This window comes from Pseudomonas mosselii (assembly GCF_019823065.1).
In the GTDB taxonomy this organism is placed as follows: domain Bacteria; phylum Pseudomonadota; class Gammaproteobacteria; order Pseudomonadales; family Pseudomonadaceae; genus Aquipseudomonas; species Aquipseudomonas mosselii.
Map to the genome: position 1 here is coordinate 4,617,648 of NZ_CP081966.1, position 13,436 is coordinate 4,631,083.

12 protein-coding genes are annotated in these 13,436 nt (G+C 64.8%); 4 read left to right on the forward strand and 8 right to left on the reverse strand.

Features of this window, described 5'->3' with window-relative positions; all coding sequences use genetic code 11:
• Positions 1-21: 21 nt before the first annotated feature.
• Positions 22-1,737 carry a bifunctional isocitrate dehydrogenase kinase/phosphatase gene (gene aceK, locus K5H97_RS21340; RefSeq protein ID WP_028693046.1) on the reverse strand — a complete coding sequence of 572 codons (1,716 nt, stop codon included), beginning with the start codon at positions 1,735-1,737 and terminating at the stop codon, positions 22-24.
• Positions 1,738-1,870: 133 nt separating this feature from the next.
• Between aceK and K5H97_RS21345 the strand changes: the two genes are divergently transcribed.
• Positions 1,871-2,770: a DMT family transporter gene (locus K5H97_RS21345; RefSeq protein ID WP_028693045.1), complete on the forward strand. Its 900-nt coding sequence runs from the start codon at positions 1,871-1,873 to the stop codon at positions 2,768-2,770.
• Positions 2,771-2,785: 15 nt separating this feature from the next.
• On the opposite strand, the gene K5H97_RS21350 is transcribed toward K5H97_RS21345, so the two are convergent.
• The 3 genes from K5H97_RS21350 to cysK form a co-directional block, all read right to left on the reverse strand.
• On the reverse strand, positions 2,786-3,667 hold the full coding sequence (locus tag K5H97_RS21350) for a DMT family transporter (protein WP_028693044.1): 882 nt from the start codon (positions 3,665-3,667) through the stop codon (positions 2,786-2,788).
• Between the two features lie 376 nt (positions 3,668-4,043).
• Positions 4,044-4,979, reverse strand: coding sequence for an aspartyl/asparaginyl beta-hydroxylase domain-containing protein (locus K5H97_RS21355; protein WP_028693043.1), 936 nt, complete (start codon positions 4,977-4,979; stop codon positions 4,044-4,046).
• Positions 4,980-5,247: 268 nt separating this feature from the next.
• Entirely contained in the window at positions 5,248-6,222 is a 975-nt protein-coding gene (gene cysK, locus K5H97_RS21360; protein ID WP_028693042.1) for a cysteine synthase A, read from the reverse strand.
• Positions 6,223-6,353: 131 nt separating this feature from the next.
• Here cysK and K5H97_RS21365 point away from each other — a divergent pair, with 131 nt between their 5' ends.
• From K5H97_RS21365 to K5H97_RS21375, 3 genes are all read left to right on the forward strand, one after another.
• Complete coding sequence (locus tag K5H97_RS21365) at positions 6,354-7,427, forward strand: AsmA family protein (protein WP_028693041.1); 1,074 nt, start codon at positions 6,354-6,356, stop codon at positions 7,425-7,427.
• Between the two features lie 145 nt (positions 7,428-7,572).
• Entirely contained in the window at positions 7,573-8,418 is an 846-nt protein-coding gene (locus tag K5H97_RS21370; RefSeq protein WP_011535085.1) for an AAA family ATPase, read from the forward strand.
• A 13-nt stretch (positions 8,419-8,431) separates the two neighbouring features.
• The gene (locus K5H97_RS21375; RefSeq protein WP_028693040.1) at positions 8,432-9,610 is read left to right on the forward strand and encodes a vWA domain-containing protein; all 1,179 of its coding nucleotides are present in this window, start codon (positions 8,432-8,434) and stop codon (positions 9,608-9,610) included.
• A 37-nt stretch (positions 9,611-9,647) separates the two neighbouring features.
• On the opposite strand, the gene K5H97_RS21380 is transcribed toward K5H97_RS21375, so the two are convergent.
• The 4 genes from K5H97_RS21380 to K5H97_RS21395 are packed head-to-tail and all read right to left on the reverse strand — an operon-like array spanning position 9,648 to position 13,351.
• Positions 9,648-10,586, reverse strand: coding sequence for a 5-oxoprolinase subunit C family protein (locus tag K5H97_RS21380; protein WP_028693039.1), 939 nt, complete (start codon positions 10,584-10,586; stop codon positions 9,648-9,650).
• On the reverse strand, positions 10,583-11,278 hold the full coding sequence (pxpB, locus tag K5H97_RS21385; RefSeq protein WP_028693038.1) for a 5-oxoprolinase subunit PxpB: 696 nt from the start codon (positions 11,276-11,278) through the stop codon (positions 10,583-10,585). Before pxpB ends, K5H97_RS21380 begins: the two co-directional genes overlap by 4 nt.
• Positions 11,275-12,054 carry a 5-oxoprolinase subunit PxpA gene (locus K5H97_RS21390; protein ID WP_028693037.1) on the reverse strand — a complete coding sequence of 260 codons (780 nt, stop codon included), beginning with the start codon at positions 12,052-12,054 and terminating at the stop codon, positions 11,275-11,277. Before K5H97_RS21390 ends, pxpB begins: the two co-directional genes overlap by 4 nt.
• 10 nt (positions 12,055-12,064) lie before the next feature.
• Positions 12,065-13,351: an MFS transporter gene (locus K5H97_RS21395; protein WP_028693036.1), complete on the reverse strand. Its 1,287-nt coding sequence runs from the start codon at positions 13,349-13,351 to the stop codon at positions 12,065-12,067.
• Positions 13,352-13,436 lie beyond the last annotated feature (85 nt).

The window sequence follows — 13,436 nt, forward strand, 5'->3', positions numbered from 1 at the left end:
TTTCCCGCGTAGGCGCGCCAGTCAGCGCCCCTTGCGTCGATACGGGAACACATCGATCACCTTCCCCGCCCGGATCGTCTCCTGCAGGTCCTTCCAGTAGTCGGCGTCATACAGCTCGCCGTGCAGACGACTGAACAAACGGCGCTGACCCATATCGGCGAACAGGAACGGCGGAAACTCCTCGGGGAACACGTCATGCGGCCCGATCGAGTACCACGGCTCGCCCGACATCTCGTCTTCGGGGTAGCGCGGCGGTGGAATATGGCGGAAGTTGACCTCGGTAAGGAAGCTGATCTCGTCGTAGTCATAGAACACTACCCGGCCATGGCGGGTGACGCCGAAGTTCTTCAGCAGCATGTCGCCGGGGAAGATGTTCGCCGCCGCCAGCTGCTTGATCGCCAGCCCATAGTCTTCCAGCGCCTCCAGCACCTGGGCTTCGCTGGCCTGTTCGAGGTAGAGGTTGAGCGGGGTCATGCGCCGTTCGGTCCAGCAGTGGCGGATCAGTACCGTGTCCCCTTCCAGCGCCACGGTGGAGGGCGCCACTTCCAGCAGCTCGGCGAGGCAGTCGGGATCGAACTTGACGCGGGGGAAGCGAAAATCGGCGAACTCCTGGGTGTCAGCCATTCGCCCGACACGGTCCACGCTCTTCACCAGGCGGTACTTCTCGATCACCGTGGCACGGTCGACGGTCTTGGACGGCGAAAAGCGGTCCTTGATGATCTTGAACACCGTGTTGAAGCCCGGCAGGGTAAACACACTCATCACCATCCCGCGCACCCCCGGCGCCATGATGAAGCGGTCGTCGCTGTTGGCCAGGTGGTTGATCAGTGCGCGGTAGAACTCTGACTTGCCGTGCTTGTAGAAGCCGATCGAGGTGTACAGCTCGGCGATATGCTTGCCCGGCAGGATGCGCTTGAGAAAGTTGACGAACTCCGCCGGCACCGGCACATCGACCATGAAGTACGAGCGGGTGAAGGAAAAGATGATCGACACCTCCGCCTCGTCGGTGATCAGCGTATCGGCCTCGATGCCGTGGTCTTCACGGTGCAGCAGCGGGATCACCAGCGGCCACTGTTCGTCGGGGGTGTACAGGCGCCCGACCAGGTAGGCCCCCTTGTTGCGGTAGAGCACCGGCGTGAACAGCTCCGCCGCCAGCGCCGGGTCCTTGCACACCCAGTCGGGCAGGCATTCACGCAGTTGGTCCTGCAACCGCGACAGGTCGCCCTCCAGGTTTGCGTAGGGCACGTCAAAACCGTAATCGGCGAAGATGGCCCGCAGCAATCCCTTCAATCCACCGTCCAGCGCATAGGTGCGGGTCTGCGCCGCGCGTTCGTGGCCACGCATGGACGGGCGGGTGGTGTGGATGAACATGCAGCCGTCGCTGATCTGCTCATGGCTGAACAGGCTGCAGAACAGCGAGTTGTACCAGGTCTCGGACAGTTCATCGTCCAGCCGTGGGTCGATCAGGCGGATGTAGGCGCTCTTCACCAACGGCCACTGCTCCACGTCCAGCAGCTGGGAGGCTTCGAAGCCCTGGCGCAGCCAGCCGTTGACCTCGGCGACCTTCTCTTCGTAGAGGTTGATCCGCGCCGCCGCTGCACGCTGGATGTCCTGCCAGCGTGCCTGCTCGAAGCGTTCGCGGGCACCGAGGGTTATCCGGCGAAAATGCTCTCGGTAGTCGTCGAAGCCATCGAGGATCATCCGGGCGATGTCAGCGGCGGGCCAGGGTTGGGTCATGCGCGGGATCTCAAGGTGGGTGGCGTTAGACAGCTTAGTCGTCCGCAAGCGGCTCACACAGCAAGAAAGCACAAGAATCCCGGTTGCCCACTGACGTAGACTCGCGCACTGCCCCCAACGCCGGAGACCCCCCGTGAGCCCCATCGCCCTTGCCCGCCTGCTGACCCTTGCCGCCGTCTGGGGCGCCAGTTTTCTGTTCATGCGCATCATCGCCCCGGAGCTTGGCACCGTGCCGACCGCCTTCTTTCGCGTGTCGATCGCCTGCCTGGGGTTGATGGCCATACTCGCCGCCGCCCGCGTGCGCTGGAACTTCGAAGGCAAGCTGGGCGCCTGCCTGGTGCTGGGCATGATCAATTCCGGTATTCCAGCGACGTTCTACTCGGTGGCGGCGCAGGTGCTGCCGGCCGGCTACTCGGCGATCTTCAACGCCACCACGCCGCTGATGGGCGTGCTGATCGGCACCTTGTTCTTCCGCGAGGCGATGACCCTGCCCAAGCTCTGCGGGATCTTCCTCGGCCTGTTCGGCGTCGGCATTCTCAGCGGCGCCGGACCGGTGGCGCTGGACATGGCCCTGGTGCAAGGCGCCCTGGCGTGCCTGGCGGCGACCACCTGCTACGGTTTCGCGGGATTCCTGGCACGACGCTGGGTGGGAACGCTGGACAGTCGCCTGTCAGCCCTGGGCAGCATGCTCGGCGCCACCCTGCTGTTGAGCCCGCTGTTCGCCTGGAGCGCGCTGACCCAACCGCCGGCCAGTTGGGGCGGCTGGCAGGTGTGGCTGTCGCTGCTGGGCCTGGGGCTGCTGTGTACGGCGTTCGCCTACATCCTGTACTTCCGCTTGCTGAACGAAATCGGGCCGGTCAAGGCCAGTACCGTGACCTTCCTGATCCCGGTGTTCGGCGTGCTGTGGGGGGCGTGGCTGCTGGATGAGCCGCTGTCGATGGCGCACCTGTACGGCGGCCTGCTGATCGGCGCGGCACTCTGGCTGGTGCTGCGTCCTGTGGGAGCAGCCTTGCGTCGCGAAGGGGCCGCATAGCAGCCCCCCTTTGGCTCAGGCTTCAGCCGCACGCAACGCCGGCTTGCGGAACACGAACAGCAGCCCGATCACGATCAACCCCATTCCCAGCAGGCTGAGCGGCGCCAGGCGGTTACCGAAGATGGCGAAATCCATCACCGCCGTCACCGCCGGCACCAGGTAGAACAGGCTGGTGACATTGACCAGGTTGCCACGGGCGATCAGCCGGTACAGCAGCAGCGTGGCCAGCAGCGAAACCACCAGCCCCATCCACAGCAGCGCGCCGACGAAGTTGGCGTTCCACTCGACATGCAACGGCTGGAACGGGGCAAACAGCGCGCACAGGGCAAATCCGGCCAGATACTGCAGCGGCAATGTGCCCATCGGGTTGTCGGTGATGCGCTTCTGCAGGATAGAGCCGAAGGTCATGCTGGCCAGCGCCAGCAAGGCGAACAGCATGCCCGCCAGGGACACCCCGCCAAGGTTGATGCCTTGGTAGACCACCATCACCAGGCCGCCAAGCCCCAGGCCCAGGCCGAACAGCCGGCTCCAGGAACGCTGGTGCTCCATCAGCACCACGGTAAGGATCGGCTGCACGCCCATGACCGTGGCCATGACGCCGGGGGTGACATGGGTATCAAGCGCCAGCAGGTAGAAGATCTGGTAGGCGCCCAGCAGCACGCAGCCAGTCCCCAGGGCGCGGACAATGCCGCCCCGAGTACCTGGCCAGCGCAAGCCGAGTAAAGGACCGATCAGCAACAGACCAAAAAGCGCCAAGGCCGAACGCAGCAGCAGGAAGGCGAAAGGACTGGCCTGGGCCAGGCCGAGCTTGGAAACGATCGCCCCGCTGCTCCACAGCAGGACGAACAGGCTGGTAGTGGCCGCCGAGGCCACGGATGCTTTGTTGAAAACAGACATGTATTGCCACCTGTATACGGGCAAATGAACCGTACGGAGGACCTATCGCGTCTTGCGGGGATAGCCGACCGTGTTCAGTAGGTTGCGAGTGCGGTGGGGAGCGGCCAGCGGCCGATCAGCCCAGCACCACGACTGCGCAAGGAGGCGGAGCTACGCCGCCTACGACGCCACTGACAGGTGGTGGGGAGTGACTGATCATGGCCGGCTGCTGGCTGCCACGCACGACCACGCCCGCGACAGGCGCGAGAACGTAAGCGATGGTGGCAGCAATGGCGGGCATGAACAGGTCTTCTGGGAAGAGAGTTTTTCGGAATATAGCGGGGGAATCATCACGGGGCAAGCCCGCTCCGTTGAGGAGCGAGCCTGCCCAGGCGAATCAGAACAGCCAGCGGTAAAGCGCGTAGGCGACGACAACCGCCAGCACCGGCCGCAGCACGCGGTAGGCCTTGGGGTTGGCGCGCTTGAACTGCTTGACCCGGGTGCTGATGACATTGCTGAAGCGCTTGCTCCAGGCGTAGGCCTGGTTGATCCCGCCGACGCGCTCGTCATCGGTGTTCTGCGGCGCGGTGGCGCGGCCGAGGAAGGCGCTGACCTTGCGGTTGATGCGGGTCATCAGCGGGCTGTTGAGCGGGCGCTCGACGTCGCAGAACAGGATCACCCGGGTGACGTCGGTCTCGTTCTTGACCCAGTGCACGAATGTTTCGTCGAACATAACGTCCTCGCCATCACGCCAGGCGTAGGGCTGGCCGTCGACGTAGATGCGGCAGTTGTCCGAGTTCGGCGTGGACAGGCCCAGGTGATAGCGCAGGGAGCCGGCGAACGGGTCGCGGTGCGGGTTCAGGTGGCTGCCGCCGGGCAACAGGGCGAACATCGCGCCCTTGACGTTGGGGATGCCGCTGACCAGCTCGACGGTCTTCGGGCACAGCGCCTCGGCCGAAGGCAGCGGCTTGTCGTACCACTTCAGGTAGAAACGCTTCCAGCCCTTCTTGAAGAACGAACCGAAGCCGGCGTCGTTGTCCTTCTCGGCAGCACGGATGTAGCCCTCGTCGAACAGGCGCATGGCTTCTTCGCGGATCACCTCCCAATTGTCCTTGAGCACATCCAGTTCGGGGAAGCGCTGGCGGTCCAGGTAGGGCTTGGAAGGCACGCCGGAGAACAGGTACATCAGGCTGTTGTAGGGGGCGAACAGCGCCGAATGGTTGACGAACTGGCGCAGCACCGGCAGGCGCGCCTTGCCGCGCAGGTGCACGAACAGCACGCTGCCGAAAAACACCAGCAGGACACCTGCCTTGGCGACGAAGGAAAAGGTCATGCAACACTCCTTGGAGGGGAAATCAGGCCATCCCCAGATAGCCGGACATCATAAACCCATCCGGGCCGGGTAAAAACAACCGGTGCCGGATCGCAGTGTTAAGGATTGTGCAATAAACGAAAGCGGCCGACATTGCGCCGGATCAGCGGTGGTGCGGATATCCCGGGGCCGCTGCTCGCCCCATCGCCGGCAAGCCGGCTCCCACAAGGCAACACAAGCGATGTGGGAGCCGGCTCGCCGGCGAAAGGCTTGCACAGCAGGCCCGGGTTTACTGCTGGTTCTCCTGCTCGCTGAACATGTCGCTGAACAACATGCTCGACAGGTAGCGCTCACCGGAGTCCGGCAGGATCACCACGATGGTCTTGCCCTGCATCTCGGGCTTCTCGGCCAGGCGCACCGCCGCCGCCATCGCCGCGCCACAGGAGATACCACAGAGGATGCCCTCCTCCTGCATCAGACGGATGGCCATGGCCTTGGACTCGTCATCGGTCACCGTCTCGACCTGGTCGACAATCGACAGGTCGAGGTTCTTCGGCACGAAACCAGCGCCGATGCCCTGGATCTTGTGCGGACTGGGTTTGAGCTCCTCGCCCGCCAGGGTCTGGCTGATCAACGGCGAGCTCACCGGCTCCACCGCCACCGACAGGATCGACTTGCCCTGGGTGTGCTTGATGTAGCGTGACACGCCGGTGATGGTGCCACCGGTGCCGACGCCCGCCACCAGTACATCCACCGCGCCGTCGGTGTCGTTCCAGATCTCGGGGCCGGTGGTCTTCTCGTGGATGGCCGGGTTGGCCGGATTGTCGAACTGACCAGGCAGGAAGTAGTGGGCCGGATCGGAGGCGACAATTTCATTGGCCTTCTCGATGGCGCCCTTCATGCCCTTGGCCGGCTCGGTGAGCACCAGCTCGGCCCCCAGGGCCTTGAGCACCTTGCGCCGCTCAAGACTCATGGACGCCGGCATGGTCAGGAGCAGCTTGTAGCCGCGGGCGGCGGCGACGAACGCCAGGCCGATACCGGTGTTGCCCGAGGTCGGCTCGACGATGGTCATGCCCGGTTTGAGCTTGCCGCTGCTCTCGGCGTCCCAGACCATGTTCGCGCCAATCCGGCACTTCACCGAGTAACCCGGGTTGCGCCCTTCGATCTTGGCCAGGATGGTCACCCCACGCGGGGCGATGCGGTTGATCTGCACCAGCGGCGTGTTGCCGATGGAATGGGCGTTGTCGGCGTAGATACGGCTCATGGCAGGTGTCCTTGAACATGAAAAAGCAGGGAAAACCATGAGGGTAAGCCCGCAATGCAGGAGCGTAAAGCCCGTTCGAACTCGGCGAAGCGGCCTGCGGTCAACCGCAAAAGCCGGTGCGGAGAACCACGATGAAAGCACGTTATCGCTGGCCATTGGTCGGCCTTGCCAGCCTGGTTGGGTTGCTTGTGGCCCTGCACCTGGCCCTGCCCTACCTGGTTCGCGATTACCTGAACGACAAGCTGGCCGACATGGGCGACTACCGTGGCCAGGTCACCGACGTCGATCTGGCCTGGTGGCGCGGCGCTTATCAGATCAATGGCCTGAAGATCGCCAAGGTCAGCGGCAAGGTGCCGGTACCGCTGCTCGACGCACCGCTGATCGACCTGTCGGTGAGCTGGCATGCGCTCTGGTACGACCATGCAGTGGTTGGCGAAGTGACCTTCCTGCACCCCGAACTGAACTTCGTCGATGGCGGCACCAGGCAGAGCTCACAGACCGGCCAGGGTACTGACTGGCGCCAGCAACTGGAGAAACTGCTGCCCATCACGCTCAACGATGTGCGCATCGAACAGGGCACCCTGAGCTTTCGCAACTTCAACTCCCAACCGCCGGTCGACCTCAAGGCCACACAGCTCGACGCCAGCATTCGCAACCTGACCAACGTGCGCGATGAAAAGGGCCGGCGGGACGCCAGTTTCGAAGGGACGGCGTTGCTGACGGGCGACGCCAGGGTCGAGAGCAAGGCCACCTTCGACCCGTTCAGCGACTTTGACGACTTTCAGTTCCGCCTGCGCGCCAAGGGCATCGAACTGCGCCGACTCAACGACTTTGCCAGCGCCTATGGAAAGTTCGACTTCAATGCCGGACACGGCGACGTGGTGATCGAGGCCGAGGCCGCGAATGGCCGACTGCATGGCTACATCAAGCCACTGCTGCGCGATGTCGACGTGTTCAACTGGCGGCAGGATGTGCAAGACAAGGACAAAGGTTTCCTGCGCTCAATCTGGGAGGCGCTGGTAGGCGCCACCGAGACCGTGCTGAAGAACCAGCCGAAGAACCAGTTCGCCACCCGCGTGGAACTGAGCGGCAGTGTGCACCAGCAGGATATCAGCGCATTCGAGGCGTTCCTGCAGATACTGCGCAACGGGTTCATCCAGGCATTCAACGCACGTTACGAACAACCCCCGCCCCAATCCGACTAAGCCGACAGTGACGGACCATTCAGGGACTGAATACCCGGTCTGCGTTTGCAGGCGGCGGGTGCGGGGTTATAGTCGCTGGCACATCAATAAACATGCGTCGGCTGCCCCGCAATGAGGCGAGCCCAGCCACCCAGAGGATCGGTTCATGAAGTTCGAAGGCACCCGCGACTACGTCGCCACAGACGACCTGAAGCTGGCGGTCAACGCGGCCATCACCCTGGAGCGCCCGCTGCTGGTCAAGGGCGAGCCGGGCACCGGCAAGACCATGCTCGCCGAACAGCTCGCCGCCTCCTTCGGCGCCCGCCTGATCACCTGGCACATCAAGTCCACCACCAAGGCCCACCAGGGCCTGTACGAGTACGACGCGGTCAGCCGCCTGCGCGACTCGCAGCTGGGCGTGGACAAGGTCCACGACGTGCGCAACTACCTGAAGAAAGGCAAGCTGTGGGAGGCCTTCGAGGCCGACGAGCGGGTGATCCTGCTGATCGACGAGATCGACAAGGCCGACATCGAGTTCCCCAACGACCTGCTGCAAGAGCTCGACAAGATGGAGTTCTACGTCTACGAGATCGACGAGACCATCAAGGCCAAGCAGCGCCCGATCATCATCATCACCTCCAACAACGAGAAGGAACTGCCCGACGCCTTCCTGCGCCGCTGCTTCTTCCACTACATCGCCTTCCCAGATCGCGCCACCCTGCAGCAGATCGTCGACGTGCACTACCCCAACATCAGCCAGTCGCTGGTCAGCGAGGCGCTGGATGTGTTCTTCGACGTGCGCAAGGTCCCGGGCCTGAAGAAGAAGCCCTCCACCTCCGAGCTGGTCGACTGGCTCAAGCTGCTGATGGCCGACAACATCGGCGAAGCCGTGCTGCGTGAACGCGACCCGACCAAAGCCATTCCGCCGCTGGCCGGGGCCCTGGTCAAGAACGAGCAGGATGTGCAACTGCTCGAGCGCCTGGCCTTCATGAGCCGGCGCGGCAACCGCTGACAGGAGCCGGGCCATGCTGCTCAACCTGTTCAATGAAATGCGCGCGGCCAAGGTACCGGTGTCGGTGCGCGAGCTGCTCGACCTGCATCACGCCCTGCAAAAGGGCGTGGTGTTCGCCGACATGGACGCGTTCTACTACCTGGCCCGGGCCATCCTGGTGAAGGACGAGCGCCATTTCGACAAGTTCGACCGTGCGTTCGCCGCCTACTTCAAGGGCCTGGAAAACCTCGACCGGCATATCGAGGCGTTGATCCCCGACGACTGGCTGCGCAAGGAGTTCGAGCGTTCGCTGACCGACGAGGAACGGGCGCAGATCCAATCCCTGGGCGGCCTGGACAAACTGATCGAAGAGTTCAAGAAGCGCCTGGAAGAACAGAAGGAGCGCCACGCCGGCGGCAACAAGTGGATCGGCACCGGCGGCACCAGCCCGTTCGGCTCCGGCGGCTTCAACCCCGAAGGCATCCGCGTCGGCGAGGCCGGCAAGCGCCAGGGCAAGGCGGTGAAGGTGTGGGACCAGCGCGAGTACAAGAACCTCGACGACCAGGTCGAGTTGGGCACGCGCAACATCAAGCTGGCCCTGCGCCGCTTGCGCAAGTTCGCCCGCGAAGGCGCCGCCGAGGAGCTGGACATCGACGGCACCATCGACCACACCGCCCGTGACGCAGGCCTCTTGAACATCCAGATGCGCCCCGAGCGGCGCAACACGGTCAAGCTGCTGTTGCTGTTCGACATCGGCGGCTCGATGGACGCCCACGTGAAGGTCTGCGAGGAATTGTTCTCGGCCTGCAAGACCGAGTTCAAGCACCTGGAGTACTACTACTTCCACAACTTCATCTACGAGTCGGTGTGGAAGAACAACCTGCGCCGCACCTCGGAGCGCTTTTCCACCTTCGACCTGTTGCACAAGTACGGCGACGACTACAAGGTGGTGTTCGTCGGCGACGCGGCCATGGCGCCCTACGAGATCACCCAGCCCGGCGGCAGCGTCGAGCACTGGAACGAAGAGGCCGGGTATGTGTGGATGCAACGCTTCATGGAGAAGTTCAGGAAGATCATCTGGATCAACCCTTATCCGAAGCACGCCTGGGAGTACACCGCTTCGACCCATCTGGTGCGGGACCTGATCGAGGACAGGATGTTTCCGCTGACCTTGCAGGGGTTGGAAGACGGGATGCGTTACCTGTCCAAGTAATGTTTTCAGGGCCGGCCCTGTCGCGGGGCCGGCACCTTCATCCCCAACGGCTCATATAAGCCTGCTGCTCCCGCCACGCTTCGTCCTGCACCACCGCCCGAAACCGCACCGCGGTCCCCGGCATGCACTGCGCCAGCTGCGCCAGCGCCAACGGCGTCAACGCCCCCAGCCGCGGATATCCACCTATGGTCTGCCGGTCATTGAGCAACACGATCGGCTGCCCATCCGGCGGCACCTGCACGGCGCCGAGGGGAATCCCCTCGGAGATCATCGGCGCACCCTGGTAGACCAGTTGCGGCCCGAGCAGGCGAATGCCCATGCGGTCGGCACGGCTGTCCAGCGTCCAGTCACGGTTGAACGCCTCGAACAAGCTGGTGCCGCCAAAGTCACCGATCTGCGCGCCCATCACCAGATCCAATACCGGTTTCTCGGCATACTCCGGCCGCAGCGCTTCGGGCACGTCGGAGCGGCGGTTCGGCGCCCCGATTTGCCCCGCGATGGCCCCGGCAGCATGCAGTACCTCCCCTTTCAGCAGCGCCCGGCCTTGGCCGTCTACTCCACCCAGTTCTTCCCGTACCACGGTGGAACAACTCCCCAGCACCGACTCGCCCACGAACCCGCCCGGCACCGCCAGATAAGCACGTACCCCTTGGCGAGGCTGACGCAGCGTCAGGCGCTGGCCCTTGCCCAGGTTGAAACTGGTCCAGGGCGCCACGGCCTGTCCGTCGGCCTGCGCATCCAGGTCGGCCCCGGCTAGCGCCATCACGCAGTCCTGCTCGGCAACCACGCTGAAGCCGCCAAGCGCAATCTCCACCACGGCGCTGTCCAGGGCATTGCCCAGCAGCCAGTTGGCCCAGCGCATCGCCACCCAGTCCAGCGCGCCGCCCTGGGTCACGCCCAGGTGCCGCACACCGAAACGTCCGGCATCCTGCAACAGGCACAGCGCGGTGCTGGCCTCGATTCTCAATTGGCTCATGCCTGGGCCTCCAGCGGGCTGTCGTCACCGCCCAGGTTGATGAATTCGGCCCGTTCGACGGCCACGAAACGCACCCGATCACCAGGCTGCAGCAGGCTGTAGCCCTCGCGCTCGCGGTCGAACAAGCGCACCGGCGTGCGACCGATCAGGTTCCAGCCGCCCGGCGACACGGCCGGATAGGCGGCAGTCTGGCGGTCGGCGATGCCGACGCTGCCCGCCGCCACGCGCTTGCGCGGGGTGCTCAGACGCGGCGTGGCCAGGCGTTCATCGACCAGGCCCATGAAGCCGAAGCCCGGCGCGAACCCCAGGGCGAACACCGGGTAGTCGCGGCCACAATGCAGACGGATCACCTCGGCCTCGCTCATCCCGCCGCGCGCGGCCAGCACCGGCAGCTCGGGGCCGACGCTGGCGTGGTACCACACCGCGATTTCGTGCCGGCGCCCGGCCTGGCCGGCATCCGGCCGCAGGCCCTCCAGCGCCTGCAGGATGCGCTGGCGCGCCTCGCCCGGCGCCAAGTCGAACTGCACCATCAGCGTGGTATAGGACGGCACCAGGTCGATCAGCTGCTGGCCAAAAGCATCCCGCAAGCGCTGGCTGGCGGCGAGGATCCACGGCATGTTGCCTTCATCGATGGCATCGAACAGCCGCACCATCAGGCTGTCGATGGCCACCACCTCGATACGTGGCGTCATGCTTGCTCCAGTGCATCCAGGGCCTGGCGGATCTGGCGCACGGCGGCCACTGAGCCGTCGTTGTCGCCGTGCACGCACAGGGTGCTGGCGTTCAAGCGCACATCGCTGCCGTCGTCAGCCACCAGGGCCTCGCCCTTGGCCAGGCGCAAGGCCTGTTCGACCACCAGCGCCGGGTCGTGGTGCACAGCGTTCGGCAGGCGCCGCGACATCAGGTGCCCGCTGGCGGTGTAGCCACGGTCGGCGAAGGCCTCGAACCACAGTGGCACGCCGACTTCATCGCCCAGGGCCTGGGCGGCGCTGTCGTCGGCGGTGGCCATGAGCATCAGCGGCAGGCCGCTGTCGAACGCCGCCACCGCTTCGAGCACGGTGCGCAGGATGTCCGGGTTGGCCATCATGTCGTTGTACAGCGCGCCGTGGGGCTTGACGTAGGCCACCCGACCGCCGAGCACCTTGCAGATGCCGTCCAGGGCGCCGATCTGGTAGTGCAGCAGGTCACGGATCTCGTCGCTGCTGCAGGCCATGGAACGGCGGCCGAAGCCCATCAGATCCGGATAGGCCGGGTGCGCGCCGATGGCCACCCGGTGTTCCAGGGCCAGGGCCACGGTGCGGCGCATGGTGCCCGGGTCGCCAGCGTGGTAGCCGCAGGCGATATTGGCGCAGTCGATGAATGGCATCACCTTGGCGTCCTGGCCCATGCGCCAGTTGCCGAAGCTCTCGCCCATGTCGCAATTGAGTAGCAGGCGTTTCACCTGGCGGACCTCCGTATCAATGTTCATGGTGCCTACCTTAGCGCGCCTGGAGCGCTTTGCCGCGGGTTTCCGGCAGGCTCAGGGCCGCCAGAATCACCACACCGTAGGACACCGCGGCGAAGGCGCCAATCCCCAGGCCCAACGGCACTTTCTCGCCAAGCAGGCCGATCAGCAACGGGAACATCGCCGCGACCACCTTGCCGATGTTGTAGCAGAAGCCCTGCCCCGATCCGCGTATCCGGGTCGGGAACAGTTCGGTGAGGAACGAACCCATGCCACTGAAGATGCCCGAGGCGAAGAAGCCCAGGGGGAAGCCCAGCCACAGCATCACGCCGTCGCTGACCGGCATCTGCGTGTAGAGCAGGACGATGACGAACGAGCCCACGGCGAACAGGATGAAGTTCTTCCTGCGCCCCAGCAGGTCGCACAGGTAGGCGCTGACCACGTAGCCGATGTAGGAGCCGACGATGACCATCGCCAGGTAGCCGCCGGTGCCCAGCACGCTCAGGCCGCGCTCGTTCTTGAGGAAGGTCGGCAGCCACGAGGTGATGGCGTAGTAGCCGCCCAGGGCGCCGGTGGTCAGCAGCGAAGCGCGGATCGTGGTCCAGAGCATGCCGGGGGCGAAGATCTCGTAGAACTGCGCAGGCGCCTCGGCCTGTTCCACGGCCTTGGCCTGACGGTAGATCTCCGGGTCCTTGACCAGGCGCCGGACGAAAATCACGAAGATCGCCGGCAGCAGGCCCAGCAGGAACAGCGCGCGCCAGGCCTGCTCGGCCGGCAGCCAGGAGAACAACAGGGCATAGAGGATCGCCGTCAGGCCCCAGCCGATGGCCCAGCCCGATTGCACCATGCCCACCGCCTTGCCGCGGTCCTGGGCACGGATCACCTCGCCGATCAACACCGCGCCGGCGGTCCATTCGCCGCCGAAGCCGAAGCCCATCAGGGTGCGGGCGATCAGCAGTTGTTCGTAGCTCTGGGCGAAGCCGCAGAGGAAGGTGAAAAAGGCGAACCACAATACCGTCAGTTGCAAGGTGCGCACCCGCCCGATGCGGTCGGACAGAATGCCGGCGATCCAGCCGCCCAGGGCCGAGGCGATCAAGGTGCTGGTGTGGATCAACCCGGCCTCGGCGGTGCTGATGCCCCACACCAAGATCAGGGTGGGGATGACGAAACTCAGCATCTGGGTGTCCATGCCGTCCAGGCCGTAGCCGATCTTGCAGCTCCAGAAGGTGCGTCGTTGCTGGGAGTCGATGTCGCGGTACCAGGCGAAGGGGCCGCTCGAGGTTCGGGCGGGGGCCTGCTGCTGCACGCCGGTCGGGTTCATGGTTGCCTCGGCTTGTTGGTATTGTTCTATGGGCGACGTCGGGCGTCGCGGCCTGGGCTTCATGTTCAGAGGCCGCGCCGCCTGC

Excerpts from the sequence above, each read along its gene's own strand:
- aceK (WP_028693046.1), bottom strand. The coding sequence starts at position 1,737 with ATGACCCAACCCTGGCCCGCCGCTGACATCGCCCGGATGATCCTCGAT.
- K5H97_RS21350 (WP_028693044.1), bottom strand. The coding sequence starts at position 3,667 with ATGTCTGTTTTCAACAAAGCATCCGTGGCCTCGGCGGCCACTACCAGC.
- K5H97_RS21355 (WP_028693043.1), bottom strand. The coding sequence starts at position 4,979 with ATGACCTTTTCCTTCGTCGCCAAGGCAGGTGTCCTGCTGGTGTTTTTC.
- cysK (WP_028693042.1), bottom strand. The coding sequence starts at position 6,222 with ATGAGCCGTATCTACGCCGACAACGCCCATTCCATCGGCAACACGCCG.
- K5H97_RS21365 (WP_028693041.1), top strand. The coding sequence starts at position 6,354 with ATGAAAGCACGTTATCGCTGGCCATTGGTCGGCCTTGCCAGCCTGGTT.
- K5H97_RS21370 (WP_011535085.1), top strand. The coding sequence starts at position 7,573 with ATGAAGTTCGAAGGCACCCGCGACTACGTCGCCACAGACGACCTGAAG.
- K5H97_RS21375 (WP_028693040.1), top strand. The coding sequence starts at position 8,432 with ATGCTGCTCAACCTGTTCAATGAAATGCGCGCGGCCAAGGTACCGGTG.
- K5H97_RS21380 (WP_028693039.1), bottom strand. The coding sequence starts at position 10,586 with ATGAGCCAATTGAGAATCGAGGCCAGCACCGCGCTGTGCCTGTTGCAG.
- pxpB (WP_028693038.1), bottom strand. The coding sequence starts at position 11,278 with ATGACGCCACGTATCGAGGTGGTGGCCATCGACAGCCTGATGGTGCGG.
- K5H97_RS21390 (WP_028693037.1), bottom strand. The coding sequence starts at position 12,054 with ATGAACATTGATACGGAGGTCCGCCAGGTGAAACGCCTGCTACTCAAT.
- K5H97_RS21395 (WP_028693036.1), bottom strand. The coding sequence starts at position 13,351 with ATGAACCCGACCGGCGTGCAGCAGCAGGCCCCCGCCCGAACCTCGAGC.